The sequence below is a fragment of the Kitasatospora purpeofusca genome (genome assembly GCF_042691725.1).
GTDB classification, from domain to species: domain Bacteria; phylum Actinomycetota; class Actinomycetes; order Streptomycetales; family Streptomycetaceae; genus Kitasatospora; species Kitasatospora purpeofusca_B.
In genome coordinates, this window is sequence record NZ_CP170483.1 from 884,897 (window position 1) to 897,415 (window position 12,519).

Annotated in this window: 14 protein-coding genes and 1 pseudogene; 6 read left to right on the forward strand and 9 right to left on the reverse strand. The window is 76.1% G+C overall.

Annotated features, from left to right (window positions below):
• Positions 1-54: 54 nt before the first annotated feature.
• Both ACFCLZ_RS03845 and ACFCLZ_RS03850 read right to left on the reverse strand, forming a co-directional pair.
• Complete coding sequence (locus ACFCLZ_RS03845) at positions 55-1,188, reverse strand: oxidoreductase (RefSeq protein WP_380283213.1); 1,134 nt, start codon at positions 1,186-1,188, stop codon at positions 55-57.
• The gene (locus ACFCLZ_RS03850; RefSeq protein ID WP_380283214.1) at positions 1,182-2,174 is read right to left on the reverse strand and encodes a ScbA/BarX family gamma-butyrolactone biosynthesis protein; all 993 of its coding nucleotides are present in this window, start codon (positions 2,172-2,174) and stop codon (positions 1,182-1,184) included. Before ACFCLZ_RS03850 ends, ACFCLZ_RS03845 begins: the two co-directional genes overlap by 7 nt.
• 203 nt (positions 2,175-2,377) lie before the next feature.
• On the opposite strand from ACFCLZ_RS03850, the gene ACFCLZ_RS03855 reads away from it, so the two are divergent.
• On the forward strand, positions 2,378-3,073 hold the full coding sequence (locus tag ACFCLZ_RS03855) for a ScbR family autoregulator-binding transcription factor (RefSeq protein WP_380283216.1): 696 nt from the start codon (positions 2,378-2,380) through the stop codon (positions 3,071-3,073).
• A gap of 33 nt (positions 3,074-3,106) precedes the next feature.
• Here ACFCLZ_RS03855 and ACFCLZ_RS03860 read toward each other — a convergent pair whose 3' ends face one another.
• Positions 3,107-4,306, reverse strand: a complete 1,200-nt coding sequence (locus ACFCLZ_RS03860; RefSeq protein ID WP_380283217.1) for an MFS transporter — start codon at positions 4,304-4,306, stop codon at positions 3,107-3,109.
• A gap of 187 nt (positions 4,307-4,493) precedes the next feature.
• Between ACFCLZ_RS03860 and ACFCLZ_RS03865 the strand changes: the two genes are divergently transcribed.
• Positions 4,494-4,826: an ArsR/SmtB family transcription factor gene (locus tag ACFCLZ_RS03865; protein ID WP_380283218.1), complete on the forward strand. Its 333-nt coding sequence runs from the start codon at positions 4,494-4,496 to the stop codon at positions 4,824-4,826.
• Positions 4,827-4,958: 132 nt separating this feature from the next.
• Here ACFCLZ_RS03865 and ACFCLZ_RS03870 read toward each other — a convergent pair whose 3' ends face one another.
• Positions 4,959-5,588: a TetR/AcrR family transcriptional regulator gene (locus ACFCLZ_RS03870; RefSeq protein ID WP_380283219.1), complete on the reverse strand. Its 630-nt coding sequence runs from the start codon at positions 5,586-5,588 to the stop codon at positions 4,959-4,961.
• 191 nt (positions 5,589-5,779) lie between these two features.
• On the opposite strand from ACFCLZ_RS03870, the gene ACFCLZ_RS03875 reads away from it, so the two are divergent.
• A complete protein-coding gene (locus tag ACFCLZ_RS03875) occupies positions 5,780-6,538 on the forward strand; it encodes an SDR family oxidoreductase (protein WP_380283220.1) in 759 nt (252 codons plus the stop codon).
• Between the two features lie 120 nt (positions 6,539-6,658).
• On the opposite strand, the gene ACFCLZ_RS03880 is transcribed toward ACFCLZ_RS03875, so the two are convergent.
• Complete coding sequence (locus ACFCLZ_RS03880) at positions 6,659-7,525, reverse strand: NAD(P)H-binding protein (protein ID WP_380283221.1); 867 nt, start codon at positions 7,523-7,525, stop codon at positions 6,659-6,661.
• A 98-nt stretch (positions 7,526-7,623) separates the two neighbouring features.
• Here ACFCLZ_RS03880 and ACFCLZ_RS03885 point away from each other — a divergent pair, with 98 nt between their 5' ends.
• Positions 7,624-8,052: a winged helix-turn-helix transcriptional regulator gene (locus ACFCLZ_RS03885; RefSeq protein WP_380283222.1), complete on the forward strand. Its 429-nt coding sequence runs from the start codon at positions 7,624-7,626 to the stop codon at positions 8,050-8,052.
• Between the two features lie 7 nt (positions 8,053-8,059).
• On the opposite strand, the gene ACFCLZ_RS03890 is transcribed toward ACFCLZ_RS03885, so the two are convergent.
• Together ACFCLZ_RS03890 and ACFCLZ_RS03895 are read right to left on the reverse strand one after the other, a co-directional pair.
• The gene (locus ACFCLZ_RS03890; protein WP_380283223.1) at positions 8,060-9,379 is read right to left on the reverse strand and encodes an alpha/beta hydrolase family protein; all 1,320 of its coding nucleotides are present in this window, start codon (positions 9,377-9,379) and stop codon (positions 8,060-8,062) included.
• Between the two features lie 179 nt (positions 9,380-9,558).
• Positions 9,559-9,711: pseudogene (locus ACFCLZ_RS03895) on the reverse strand (acyl-CoA dehydrogenase); the annotation flags it as partial.
• 128 nt (positions 9,712-9,839) lie between these two features.
• Here ACFCLZ_RS03895 and ACFCLZ_RS03900 point away from each other — a divergent pair.
• On the forward strand, positions 9,840-10,937 hold the full coding sequence (locus tag ACFCLZ_RS03900; protein ID WP_380283224.1) for a hypothetical protein: 1,098 nt from the start codon (positions 9,840-9,842) through the stop codon (positions 10,935-10,937).
• A gap of 75 nt (positions 10,938-11,012) precedes the next feature.
• Here the strand turns inward: ACFCLZ_RS03900 and ACFCLZ_RS03905 are convergent, their stop codons facing one another.
• Both ACFCLZ_RS03905 and ACFCLZ_RS03910 read right to left on the reverse strand, forming a co-directional pair.
• The gene (locus ACFCLZ_RS03905; protein ID WP_380283225.1) at positions 11,013-11,429 is read right to left on the reverse strand and encodes a VOC family protein; all 417 of its coding nucleotides are present in this window, start codon (positions 11,427-11,429) and stop codon (positions 11,013-11,015) included.
• Positions 11,430-11,434: 5 nt separating this feature from the next.
• The gene (locus tag ACFCLZ_RS03910) at positions 11,435-11,902 is read right to left on the reverse strand and encodes a helix-turn-helix transcriptional regulator (protein ID WP_380286063.1); all 468 of its coding nucleotides are present in this window, start codon (positions 11,900-11,902) and stop codon (positions 11,435-11,437) included.
• A gap of 61 nt (positions 11,903-11,963) precedes the next feature.
• On the opposite strand from ACFCLZ_RS03910, the gene ACFCLZ_RS03915 reads away from it, so the two are divergent.
• Positions 11,964-12,470, forward strand: coding sequence for a DUF2199 domain-containing protein (locus tag ACFCLZ_RS03915; RefSeq protein ID WP_380283226.1), 507 nt, complete (start codon positions 11,964-11,966; stop codon positions 12,468-12,470).
• The last annotated feature ends 49 nt before the right edge of the window (positions 12,471-12,519 follow it).

Below are 12,519 nucleotides of genomic sequence, written 5' to 3' on the forward strand. Positions count from 1 at the left end.
CCCGCGCACTCCGGTCCCCCGCACATCCGGCGCAATCCCATCGGTGACCGGCCGTCATCCCCGCCACGGCCCGTCCTGCGCCGCAAGGACCGCCTGCGCGTAGCCGCGCGCCGCGGCGTCGGCGTCCAGGGTGCGGTGCGCCGCCACCGCCGTGGCGTCCCGCCAGGCGCGTTGCAGTAGCGAGGCCGGGTCCTGCGCGCCGACGCCGGCCGCGAGGAACAGCGTGTCCACCGCCTCCCGGCAGACCGCGGCGGCCGTCGCGGCGTCGCGGCGGTTCTCGGCCACCGCGAGGGCGGTGACCTCACCCCGGTCGGCCCGCCCGGCGGCGCCGTCCAGCAGCAGCTCGGCCATCCGGATCCTGGCGGACGCCCCGGCCAGGACGGTGTGCGCGGCCGGGTGCGGAACGGCCGCGCGCCGGGCTCCGGCGGTCCACTCGCGCAGCGCCGCGCGGGCGATGCCGGGCAGCGGGGCGGCGAAGAGCAGCGCGGCGACCATCGGGTAGGGCACGGTGTGGCAGCGGGCGGCGCCCTCCTGCGGGGCGAGCAGGGTGTCCAGGACGAGCGTGCGGTGGCCGGGTACGTGGACCGCCTCGGCGCTCACCGAGGTGCTGCCGCTGGCGCGCAGGCCGGCGGAGTGCCAGGTGTCCAGGACCGTCAGGTCGGCCCGGGGCACGGCGAGGACGCGGTGCTCCCGGGCGTCCTCGCTCCCCGTCCAGGCGGCCAGCAGGATCCACTCGGCATGGTCGGCGCCGCTCGCCAGCCGCCACACGCCGTCCAACTGCCAGCCGTCGCCCAGGCGTTCGGCCCGGCCCTGCGGCGGGACCACCGACGCCGCGATCCGCACGTCCGGTCCGTCGCCCCACAGGTCGCGCTGCCCCTCGGGCGGGAGGTAGGCGGCCAGCCGCCCGTGCGAGGCGTACAACGCGGCGCACCAGGCCGCGCCCGCGCAGGATTCGGCGAGTTCCGCCACGGCGGTCACGAGGACGCCGAACTCCCCGGCGGTGCCGCCCCAGCGGCTCGGCACGAAGTGGCGGGGGAAGTGGGCGCGCCGGATCCCGGCGGCGACCTCCTCGGTGAGCCGGCGTCCGGCCTCCGCCCGTACGGCGTCCCGTCGGGCCAGGCCGGCGAGTTCGGCCACGGCGGGGCCGGTGAGGCCACTTCCGATCTCCTCGTCCCGGTGGTTCAGCACGCCGCCTCCGGAAAGCGCAGTCGGGCCTCGGCGATCGGGCGGGCGTCCTGGACGGCGCGCACCCGCACGGTGCCGTCCGGGTCGGGACCGGGGTCGGTGAGCACGGCGATCGGCGAGCCCGGTTCCCCGAAGGCGAGGAACTCGGCGGCGAGGGTGCGGGGTTCGCGGACCGCCGGGCCGTCCCGAACCGTTGCGGCGGCGGTGGCCGTGGCGGTGGCGGCCTGGCGGAAGGCCTCCAGCAGCACCATGCCCGGCACATGGTCCACGGCGTGGTCGAAGAGGACCGGGTGGTCCTCGAACGGCCGCAGCCACCACCGGCCGGCGCGCTCCGGGTCGGCGGCGAGCAGCACGTCCCGCGCGCGCGTCCGCCCCACCCGGGCGGCGGCCGGCGGAAGTGCGGCGGCCGGTGCCCGCTCCGACGCGGCGGCGCCCTCGGCGGACCGCCGCCGCAGGACCGCGTAGCGCTCGGGCGCCAGCACCTCCCAGCGCAGCCGGACGCGCCCCACCGGCCGGTGCCCGGCCCAGGCGACGCCGTCCAGCGCGAATCGCTCACGGCCGGGCGAGGGCCGCCGGGGGGTGACGGCCCGGCAGTCCAGGTCCAGGCCGACGTCCAGGCCCGCCGGGCCGGTCGGCGGCAGCGGCCGGTCGAGTTCGACGGCGAGGTCGTGGAGGACGAAGGGGTGCCCGTAGGTGCTGCCGTGGAAGCGGTGGGCCAGGTGGATCGCGCTCTGGCGGACCGTCTCGGCCAGCAGCACCGGGTCGGCGGCCGGCCCGTCCCGGTGGCCGAGGTGGTGGTCGCGCTCCCAGAGCGCCGCGACGGCGAACCGCTCCTCCCCCAGCCGCGCCGAGTCGGTCAGCAGGACCTCGGCGTCCGCCGCCTTGTGCACCGCCTCGCGCGGTAGGTACCGGTCGAATCGAAGCCCCCGCCATCCCGCGCGCAGCGGTGGCCGGTGCCTCGCGGACACAACTGATGACAGAGCATTCATGGATTTTTCCTCCCCATGGTCGCGGAGGCCGCAGCGGGCCCGCTACATTGCGGTGCCCCGACCGGTGCGACAGCTCAGGAACATACCTTCTGGAAGGTTTACCGTCGAGGCGAGATTTCCCGCCACCATGTCCAAATCGCCCTGAACGACGCCCAGTTGACCCCACCCCACCCCACCCGAACCCGACCACCTAGGAGCCGACCATGCCCGAGTCCGACCAGGCGACCCCGTTCCGGGTGCGGCCCATCTCCACCCGGCGGGGCCCCGATCCGAAACAGGACCGGGCGGCCCGTACCAAGCTGCTGGTGCTCACCGCGGCCGCCGAACTGTTCGCCGCCCAGGGCTTCCGCCACACCTCGGTGAAGGACGTGGCGGAGCGGGTGGAGATGACCAAGGGCGCGGTCTACTTCCACTACCCGACCAAGGAGGCCCTGGCGGTGGCCGTGGTCGAACAGCACTACGCGCGCTGGCCGGCGCTGCTGGCGCAGGTCACCGCCGAGGGGCACGGGCCGCTGGAGACGGCGGCCCGCCTGCTGGAGGGGGCGGCGGCCGCCTTCCGGGACGACATCGTCGTCCAGGCGGGTGCCCGGCTGCAGATCGAACGGCCGCAGATCGACGCCGAGCTGCCGACGCCCTACGTGGACTGGACCCAACTGCTGGCCACCCTGCTGGTGCGCGCCGAGGCGGCGGGCGAGCTGCGCGCGGGGCTCTCCCCGCAGGCGGCGGCCCGGTCGCTGGTGGCCGCGTTCTTCGGCACCCAGCACATCTCGGACGTCCTGCACGAGCGGGCGGACATCGCCGAACGCTGGGCGGAGACGGCCGAGTTGCTGTTCCTGGCGATCCGCACGGCCCCGGCGGTCCCGGTAGCCCCGGCGGCCCCGGCCGTCCCGGCGCCATGACCGCCGCGCCCCGGCCCGCCCCGTCCGCCCGGACTACCGCCCCGCCGCGCGGGCCCCCCGCTCGGCGGGCGCCGCCGAGGCGCCGTCCCGGACGGGCACCGCCCCCCGGGTGGTGACCCAGGCCGTCGCCGCCGCCACCAGGGCGAGCACGGTCGCGGCGAGCGGGAACCAGCGCCCGCCGAGCAGGGCGATCGCGGCGCTGCCGACGGCGCCGCCCGCGGCCATGCCCAGGTAGAGGGCGCTGCTGTTGAGCGAGATCAGCAGCTGGGCGTTGCCCGGGTCCAGCGAGGCGAGCCGGTGCGGCAGCGCCACCGAGATCGCCCACCCCGCCAGCGGGGTCACCACGGCGTAGGCGAGCGCGCCGGGCATCGAGCGCCCCGCCCAGGGCAGCGCGGCGAACGCGACCGCCGCCACCGCGCTGCCGACCAGCAGCACCCGCCGCACGCCGACCCGGTCCACCAGCCGCCCGCCCAGCCAGCTGCCCGCCACCGAGGCGAGGCCCGAGACCAGCAGGACCAGGCTCAGCCGGTCGGCCCGCCCTCCGGTGGCCGGGGCGACCGCGGTGGCCAGGTAGATGTAGACGGACTGGAAGGCGAGGAAGAACACCAGGGTGGTGGAGGCCGCGCCGAGCACCCGCCGGTCGCGCAGCGGCGCCAGCCGGTCCCGCAGGCCGGGCGCAGCGGTGGGCACCGGCAGCTCGCGCAGCAGCAGCGCCAGACCGGCCAGGGCGGCCGCGCTCAGCGCGGTGACCAGCCACATCGTCAGCCGCCAGTCGGTGCGCCCGACCCAGGTGCCGAGCGGCACGCCGAGCGCGGTGGCGACCGTCATGCCGCCGAGCACCGTGGCCAGCGCCCGGCCGCGCCGCTCGGGGGCGACCAGGGTGGTGGCGACGGCGTTGGCGGTCGGGGTGTAGAGCGCGGCGCCGGCGGCGGCCAGCACCCGGGTGGCCAGCAGCGTCCCGTACGAGGGGGCCAGCGCGCTGAGCGCGTTGGCGGCGCCGAACACCATGAGCGCGGTGAGCAGCAGCCGCCGGCGCGGCCAGCGGGCGGTGAGGGCGGCGAGCGGCGGGGCGAGCAGGGCGTAGCCGAGGGCGAAGACGGTCACCAGCTGGCCGGCGGCGGTGACCGAGACCCCGAGGTCGTCGGCGACCGGGCCGAGGATGCCGGCGGTGACCATGGTGTCGGTGCCGACGGCGAAGGTGCCGAGGGCGAGCAGGAGCAGGCGGACGGGCACGTCGATCCCCCAGAGCGGACGTTGTCGGACGCGACGCCGCTGGACGCCGCGCGCTTCCGGGCGCCACATTGTTGGACGCCTGGGCAACAGTTTGATGCTCGCCAAACAGTACGGATTGGTGGATGATTGTCAAACCGTCCCGTTCGCGCACCCCACCCCGCGCCCGACCCCGAGGAGGCCGCCGGCCATGTCCACCGACGAGCGGCTGCCCCAGCCCATCCCCGCCGAGATCGACCTCGTCACCGTGCTGCACGCCCTCGGCGACCCGGTCCGGCTGCGCCTGCTGACCAGCTACGCGGACGGCGCGGAGCACTCCTGCGACCCACGCCACCTCGGCCTGGAGCACCTCCACAAGTCGACCGTCTCGCACCACATGCGGGTGCTCCGCGAGGCCGGCGTCACCAGCACCCGGGTCGCCGGGCGCAACCGCTACGTCTCGCTGCGCCGCGCCGATCTCGACGCGCGCTTCCCCGGCCTGCTGGACGCCCTGCTCACCGCCGCGCGGGTCCCCGCGCACTGACCGGCACGGCGAGGGCGCGGATCAGCTCCATCCCGACGGGCCGCGACGGGGCGCGGCGGGGCGCGGCGGGGCACCGGCGCCCCCGGCCACCGGCTCCTCCACCACCTCAAGGACGGCTGGACGGCCTCGCGCTCAGAGCGCCGCGCCCAGCATTCTGAGCACCAACTCGCCGTAGCGGCGGCCGAGTTCCTCCGGCGTCTCGCTGCTGCGGTCGGTGTACCAGCGGGACACGTCGATCCCCAGCGAGGTGACCGCCCGGGCGGCCGTGCGCACCTCGGCGACCGCGAAGGCCCCGGCCGCCAGGCCCGCCTCGATCAGCGCGGCGACCTCGCGCTCGATGTCCAGCCGCAGCGCCGCGACCACCGCGTAGTCGTCCTGGGGGAGCGCGTGCAACTCGTAGTTGACCACCCGGGCGACCGTCCGCGCCCGGGCGTGCCAGGCGGTGAACTCCTCGACCAGATGCCGCATCCGCGCCACCGGGTCGCCCTCGCCGGCCGCCGCCGCGCGGACCAGTTCGAGCGTCGCGGCGTGCCCGGCCCGGCTGATCTCGGCCAGCAGGGCCGCCTTGGACGGGTAGTGGATGTACAGCGCGGCCGGACTCATCCCCGCACCGGTGGCGATGTCGCGGGTGGTGGTGGCGTGAAAGCCGCGCTCGGCGAAGGACTCCACAGCGGCCCGGAGCAGCCGGTACGCCGCCTCCGGGCGGGCGTCGGCGCCGCCGGACTGGGCGGGCCAGAGGTCGGCGATGGGCGTGCTCGTCATGGCGCCATCCTCGCAGATCGGCCGACCGGACAGTCGGACGGGCGTTCGATCCTCGGGGCCGCCGCGGGCTGTTGACAGGGTCTCGCACCGACACCATGCTGAGCAAGCGCTCAGTCAGTGCGCGGTCGACGGCACCACCGGCGGCTCGGCCGACGGCTCGGCCGGCCGCGCTCCACGCCGAAAGGACCCCCGTGGTGAACTCCTTCAAGGGCCGGGTGGCCGTCGTCACCGGATCGAGCCGGGGCATCGGCCTCGGCATCGCGCGCGAGCTGGTCGCCCGCGGGGCGAAGGTCTGCCTGACCGCCCGCACCCCGGAGCCGCTCGCCGGGGCGGTCCGCGACCTCGGCGGCCCGGAGGTCGCCATCGGCGTCGCCGGGCGCGCCGACGACCCGGCCCACCAGGAGGAGGCCGTGGCCCGCACCCTGGAGGCCTTCGGCCGGCTCGACCACCTGGTCAACAACACCGGCATCAACCCGGTCCACGGCCCGGTGCTGACCGTCGACGAGGCCGCCGCGGCCAAGATCCTCGCCGTCAACGTGCTCGCCCCGCTGGCCTGGACCCGCCGCGCGCACGCCGCGTGGATGGGCGAGCACGGCGGCTCGGTGGTGAACGTCGCCTCGGTGGCCGGGATCCGCGCCTCGCTCGGGATCGGCATGTACGGGGTCTCCAAGGCCGCGCTGATCCGGCTCACCGCCGAACTCGCCGCCGAGCTGGGCGGCCAGGGCATCCGGGTCAACGCCGTCGCCCCCGCCGTGGTGAAGACGAAGTTCGCCGAAGCCCTGTACGAGGGCCGCGAGGAGCAGGTCGCCGCCGCCTACCCGCTGGGCCGGCTCGGCGTGCCGGAGGACGTCGCGGGCGCCGTCGCCTTCCTGCTCTCCCCCGACGCCGGGTGGATCACCGGCCAGACCGTGGTGCTGGACGGCGGCGTGACCCTCGGCGGCGGCCTGTGACCGGCGCCGCGCCGCCCGCCTTGTGCTCGCCGCCGCCGACGCCGCGCAGCGCGTCGCCGACGGCAGCACCACTTGCCGTCGGTGGTGCTGCCCTGAGCCGGTGCCGACCGCGGCACCGGGTCACCAGGACGCGTCGGCACCGGCCGCGATGACGTCCACGGCCGGGCGCGGGGCGCGGCCGAGCAGGGCGGCGAGGTCGCCGGGCCTGCCGGGACCGGCCAGGAAGCCGTGGGCGATCGCCGCGTAGGTGCCCGTCACCATCGGGACCTGGAACGCCTCGGCGCCCGAGGCCGCGACCGCCGCCCGGGCCTCGGCGAGGGTGCCCGGGCGGTACTCGACCGGACGGCCGGCGCCGCGGCTGAGCGCGGCGGCGACCTCGGCGCCGCCCACCGCCTCCTCGCCGACCAGCTCGTAGACCCGGCCCGCGTGCCCGTCCGGCGCCAGGGCCACCGTCGCCGCGACCTCGGCGAGGTCCGCCCGGGCGACCGCCGCCAGCCGGCCGTCGCCCAGCGGAGCGGTGATCACGCCGTCGGCGCCGGGCCGGGCCAGGAAGCCCAGGAGCTCGGCGTAGAGGCCGTTGCGCAGGATCGTCCAGCGCAGGGTGGCCGACTCGCGCAGCCGCCGCTCGGTCCAGCGGTGGGCCGCCGCGTAGGCGAGGTGGTCGCCGTCGCCGGAGAGGCTGGTGTAGACGACGTGCTCGACGCCGGCGCGTTCGGCCGCCTCGATCGCCGCCCGGTGCCGGGCGACCACGACGTCGTCCTCGCCGTAGCCGGCCGAGATCAGCAGCAGCGTCCGCACACCGGCGAAGGCCGCGTCCAGCGTCCGCGGCCGGTCGAAGTCCACCGTCCGCACCGGGACGCCGGTGCTCGGCGCCCGCTCCGGCGTGCGGCTGCCCGCCAGCACGCCGTGCGGGCCGCCGGGCCGTGCGGCCAGCCGCTCCAGCACCAGCGATCCGAGACCGCCGTTGACACCCGTGACGAGAAGCATCGTTCCTCCAAGACGTCGATACCGGGGCCCGCTCCCCTGTTCGGCGGCCCGACGACCATCCTCGATACCCTGGCCGTTCGGCATAAGGAGGCACTTCGATGTCAGTGGGGCACACCGCGGTAACCACCCCGGTCGGCACCGACCGTCCGGTGGTCTGGTGCGAGGACGGCGTGGACTGCGGGATCCGCGACCTGCTGAGCCGGCTCGGCGACCGGTGGACGGTCCTGGTGGTCGTCGAACTCGCCCAGGGCGTCCGGCGGTTCCGCGAGCTGCAGCGCGCCGTGCCGGGGATCTCGCAGCGGATGCTGACGCTGACCGTGCGCCGTCTGGAGCGCGACGGCCTGGTCTCCCGCACCGTCCACCCCACCGTCCCGCCGCAGGTGGAGTACGAGCTGACGCCGCTCGGGCACAGCCTGACCCACCTGGTGCGGGCGATGGCCGACTGGTCCTACGACCACCACGACACCATCGTCGACGCGCGGCAGGCCTGGGACGCGGCCAACCCCGCTTCGGAGTTGGCGCGCTGACGGACCGTCACCCCTCGAAGCGGATCTCCGGGAAGCGCGGCGAGGGCCCGTCCAGCAGGTGGTCGTCGTGGCCGCGCAGCCAGCGGTCGAAGAACGAGCCGACGTACGCGCGGGTGGCGAGCACCGCCCGCTCCGGCCGTACGTCGCCGATGTCGCCGCGCACGGCCTCCTCCGGCACCGCGCCCTGGCGGGCGAGCTGGGGCAGCAGCGCCTGCGCGTCGGTGTACGAGCCGTGCCGGGAGCGGAGCAGGGTGACGTCGGCCTTCCAGCCGCGGGTGTGCTGCCAGAAGGCGGCCCAGCCCGGCTGGTCGGGGTAGGGCCCGGAGTCCTCGTTCTCGGTGCCCATCAGCAGGAACGGGCGGTCCAGGCCGTCCTCGGCGACGCCGCTCAGGTGCACCCCGGTGCCGTCCGGGCCCGGGAAGTGCAACTGGCCGTCCAGGTTGACGCCGGCCTTGATCCGGGGGTCGTCGTGCATCGTCTGGGCCGCGGTGAAGCCGCCGGCGGAGTGGCCGACCATGCCGGTCCGGTCGAGGTCCAGCGATCCGGCCAGGGCCGCCGGGAGCCGGCCGTCGGTGCGCAGCGCGGCCAGCTCGTCCAGGACGAAGCGGGTGTCGGCGACCCGCACGGCCATCGCCTTGCGCAGCAGCGCCCCGATGTCCAGGCCGGGCCGTCCGGCCAGCGCGGGGAACACCGAGGTGGCCAGGCGGCCGTCCGGGAAGGCCACCTCGGAGGCCTCGTACGGGTGGTCGACGGTGACCACGACGTAGCCGCGCGAGGCGAGGTCCTCGACCAGGCCGGTCCCCCAGGTGCGGGGGTCGCCGAGCCCGGCCGACCAGAGGACCACCGGGCGCGGCCCGGCGCCGAGCAGCGGCGGGGCGTCCGGGCGGGCGTGGGTGCGCACCCAGGTCCAGTCGGTGCGGCCCGGCACCGCGCCGTAGTCGAAGACTGCGGCGCCGTCCGGGCCGCCGAAGTGCCGACCGGCGCTCGGCACCATGTAGGGCGCGCGGTCGCCGTGGTACGCCGGGCGGGTGGCCGGGTACCAGAGGCTGATCATCAGTTCGCGGGCGCGCCCCGGCCGCCAGGGGTCCGCGCGGCCGGCGTCGACGAGGTGCAGCGCGGTGGTGCCGACCGGGTACGGGCCGGTGGGCTTCGGCAGGGCGGCGTGGGCCCGGCGTCCGGTGACGGCCGGGGCGGCGGAGGCGGGAGCGGCGGCCGCCCCGGCGGTGCCCAGCACGGTGGTGGCCGCCAGGGCGACGGCGACGCCCCCGCGCAGTCCCCGCAGGCTCCGCGGGCCCCGCGCGTCCTGTCCCCGGCCCCGTTCGCGCATGGTCCCCAACTCCCCGTCTCCCGCGTGGCGGCCCGCCGCCCGCCGCGGCCGGTCCGTACGCCGACGGTACGGGCCGGGGCGGTGCGCGGGCGTCATACCGCGGTGCCAACCCGCCGGGTGCTACCCGGGTATGACCCGGCCGGGGCTGTCGCACCCAGGGAGGGGGCCCGGCGCCGCCTTCAGCGGTAGCGGCGCAGCTCCCGCCGGGCCGGCGAGCGCTTGTGCACCTCGTCCGGACCGTCCGCCACTCGGATCGTCCGGTTGTACGCCCCCAGCGCGGCGAGCGGGGAGTCCTGGCTGACGCCGGCCGCGCCGTGCGCCTGGACCCGGCGGCACCGTCGGTGACCAAGCGCTTGCTCGGCATTCAGTCGACGGCGCCGCCCTGCCAATCCCCGCCGTTCCCGCCCCGTTCCCCGGCGACCGTCACGGCGGGCCCCGGCGGACCGCCACAATGAGCGCCATGAGGTTGATCCACACCGTCTCGGGCGTGCTGCTCCTGCTGCTCGTCATCGCCAGCATCCTGCGCACGCTCGTCGTCCCGCGCGGCCTGTACTCCTCCCTGGTGCACGGCCTGTGGCGCCTCCTGCGCACGGCGCTGCGGCTCGCCGCCACGCCGTTCGGCACCTACCGCGCGCAGGACCGGGCGCAGACCTGGCTGGCCCCGCTGATGCTGACCTGCATGCTGGCCGTCTGGCTCGGCGGCATGCTGGTCTCCTACACGCTGATACTGCACGGCACCTCGGAGCTGAGCTGGACGGTCGCCCTCCGCGAGGCCGGCTCCAGCCTCTTCACCCTCGGCTTCGCCAGCGGCGAGCGGCTCCACCTCTCCCTGATCGACTTCCTCGCCGCCGCCAGCGGCCCGCTGGTGATCGCCCTGCAGATCGCCTACCTGCCGACCCTCTACGCCGCCTACAACCGGCGCGAACTGGAGGTGACCCTGCTGCAGTCCCGGGCCGGGGAACCCGCCTGGGGCCCCGAACTCCTCGCCCGGCAGTCCCTGGTGGACACCGAGACCGCCCTCCCCCAGCTCTACCGGGACTGGGAACGGCTCGCCGCCGACATCGGCGAGAGCCACTCCAACTACCCGGTGCTGCTCTCCTTCCGCTCCCCGCGGCCCAACCGCAGCTGGGTGGTCGGGCTGATCGCGGTCATGGACGCCGCCGCCGTCCACCTGGCCGTCTGCCCGCGCAGCGCCCCGCCCGAGGCCCGGCTGGTGCTGCGCGCCGGGTTCACCGCGATGCGCGACATCGGCCGCTCGATCCGGGTCGACTTCGACCCGGACCCGCCCTCGGACGCGCCGATCCGCCTCGGCTACACCGAGTTCGACGCCGCGGTGGCCATGCTCGCCGCGGCCGGCTTCCCGCACGAGCGGCCCGCCGCCGAGGCCTGGCCGCACTTCCACGGCTGGCGGGTCAACTACGAGTCGCTGGCCTACGAGCTGGCCCGCCGCAGCGACGCCGTCCCCGCGCTGTGGACCGGGCCGCGGGACTTCCGGGCCCCCGCCATCCCCCCGGCGCGCCCCGCCGACCGCCGGCCGGCGGCCGACCGGGAGAAGTGAGCGCGGCGCCCGCGCACGACGGCGGCCACCGGCGATCAGGAGTGATCACCGGTGGCCGCCGGGCGTTGCGAGGAGCTACCGGGCCCGGCGCTGGGTGAAGCGCAGCATGTTGCCGGCCGGGTCCCGGAAGGCGCAGTCGCGCACCCCGTACGGCTGGTCGATCGGCTCCTGGAGCACCTCGCCGCCGGCGGCGCGGATCCGCTCGAAGGTCGCGTCGCAGTCCTCGGTAACGAAGATGACCGCCCGCAGCAGGCCCTTCGCCAGCAGCTCCGCCATCGCCTGCCGGTCGGCCGGCGAGGCGTTCGGGTCCGCCAGCGGCGGCTCCAGCACGATGTCCACGTCGGGCTGCGACGGGGCGCCGACCGTCACCCAGCGCATGTTCTCGAAGCCGACGTCGTTGCGCACCTCCAGGCCGAGGATGTCGCGGTAGAAGCCGAGCGCCTTGTCGTGGTCGTCGACGGCGATGAAGCACTGTGAGAGCTTGATGTCCATGGGGCTCACGCTACGGGCGGGGCGGGGGTTGCGCTTCTCCGTTCGTGACCGGTTTCCGTTCCCGGCCGGTGCGCCGGACCGGCGCTCCTGACCGGTCGCGTGTAGAGCTTGGCGTAGCACGCCGGGATCGCCGCGCCGTCCTCATGGCCGCGCGCCCGGTAGGCGCTCGGGCTCTCCCCGACCAGCTCGGTGAACCGCGAGCTGAACGACCCCAGCGACGTGCAGCCCACCGCGAAGCACACCTCGGTGACCGACAGGTCCCCGCGCCGCAGCAGCGCCTTCGCCCGCTCGATCCGCCGGGTCATGAGGTAGCTGTACGGCGTCTCGGCGAACGCCGCCCGGAAGCTGCGCGAGAAGTGCCCCGGCGACATCAGCGCCACCCGCGCCAGCGCCGGCACGTCCAGCGGTCGCGCGTAGTCGCGGTCCATCGCGTCACGGGCCCGACGCAGCCGGGCGAGGTCCTCCAGGTTCATCCCTCCACCCTCGCACAGGGCGGTGACAGCGGCCCTGACCAGCTCCTTTATGCTCGGCGCCATGCCCACCGAACACTCCTTCGCCTGCGCCTGCCGCGACGGCCGGCACGACGGCCCGCCGCGCTCCTACGGCTCTGCGGCCCCGGTGAACTGGAAGCCGCGCTACGCCCGGCGCAAGGACAGCGAGCTGACCACCGACCAGTGCGTGATCAAGGGCCGGGAGTTCTACGTCCGCGGCCTGGTCGAGATCCCGGTGCTGGACGGCGGCGACCCCTTCTCCTGGGGCGTCTGGGTGTCGCTGAGCGAGCCGAACTTCGCCCGGGCGCACGACCTGTGGGAGGACCCGGCGCGGGAGCAGGAGCCCCCGTACTTCGGCTGGCTGATGACCGAGCTGCCGGTCTACCCACAGCCCACGCTGCTGCTCAAGACCCATGTCCGCACCCGGGCGGTCGGCCTGCGCCCGCTGATCGAGCTGGAGCCCACCGACCACCCGCTCGCCGTCGAGCAGCGCGAGGGCATCACCGGCGACCGGGTGCGGGAGTTCGCGGAGCGGCTGCTGCGCGGCTGACGGGCGCCCCCGCCCGCCCAGACGGTCGGACCTCGACGGTGGTCAGCCC

Coding starts and splice junctions, on each gene's coding strand:
- ACFCLZ_RS03885 (WP_380283222.1), top strand. CDS start 7,624: ATGTCAGTGGGGCACACCGCGGTAACCACCCCGGTCGGCACCGACCGT.
- ACFCLZ_RS03855 (WP_380283216.1), top strand. CDS start 2,378: ATGCCCGAGTCCGACCAGGCGACCCCGTTCCGGGTGCGGCCCATCTCC.
- ACFCLZ_RS03870 (WP_380283219.1), bottom strand. CDS start 5,588: ATGACGAGCACGCCCATCGCCGACCTCTGGCCCGCCCAGTCCGGCGGC.
- ACFCLZ_RS03880 (WP_380283221.1), bottom strand. CDS start 7,525: ATGCTTCTCGTCACGGGTGTCAACGGCGGTCTCGGATCGCTGGTGCTG.
- ACFCLZ_RS03905 (WP_380283225.1), bottom strand. CDS start 11,429: ATGGACATCAAGCTCTCACAGTGCTTCATCGCCGTCGACGACCACGAC.
- ACFCLZ_RS03915 (WP_380283226.1), top strand. CDS start 11,964: ATGCCCACCGAACACTCCTTCGCCTGCGCCTGCCGCGACGGCCGGCAC.
- ACFCLZ_RS03890 (WP_380283223.1), bottom strand. CDS start 9,379: ATGCGCGAACGGGGCCGGGGACAGGACGCGCGGGGCCCGCGGAGCCTG.
- ACFCLZ_RS03910 (WP_380286063.1), bottom strand. CDS start 11,902: ATGAACCTGGAGGACCTCGCCCGGCTGCGTCGGGCCCGTGACGCGATG.
- ACFCLZ_RS03900 (WP_380283224.1), top strand. CDS start 9,840: ATGAGGTTGATCCACACCGTCTCGGGCGTGCTGCTCCTGCTGCTCGTC.
- ACFCLZ_RS03865 (WP_380283218.1), top strand. CDS start 4,494: ATGTCCACCGACGAGCGGCTGCCCCAGCCCATCCCCGCCGAGATCGAC.
- ACFCLZ_RS03850 (WP_380283214.1), bottom strand. CDS start 2,174: ATGAATGCTCTGTCATCAGTTGTGTCCGCGAGGCACCGGCCACCGCTG.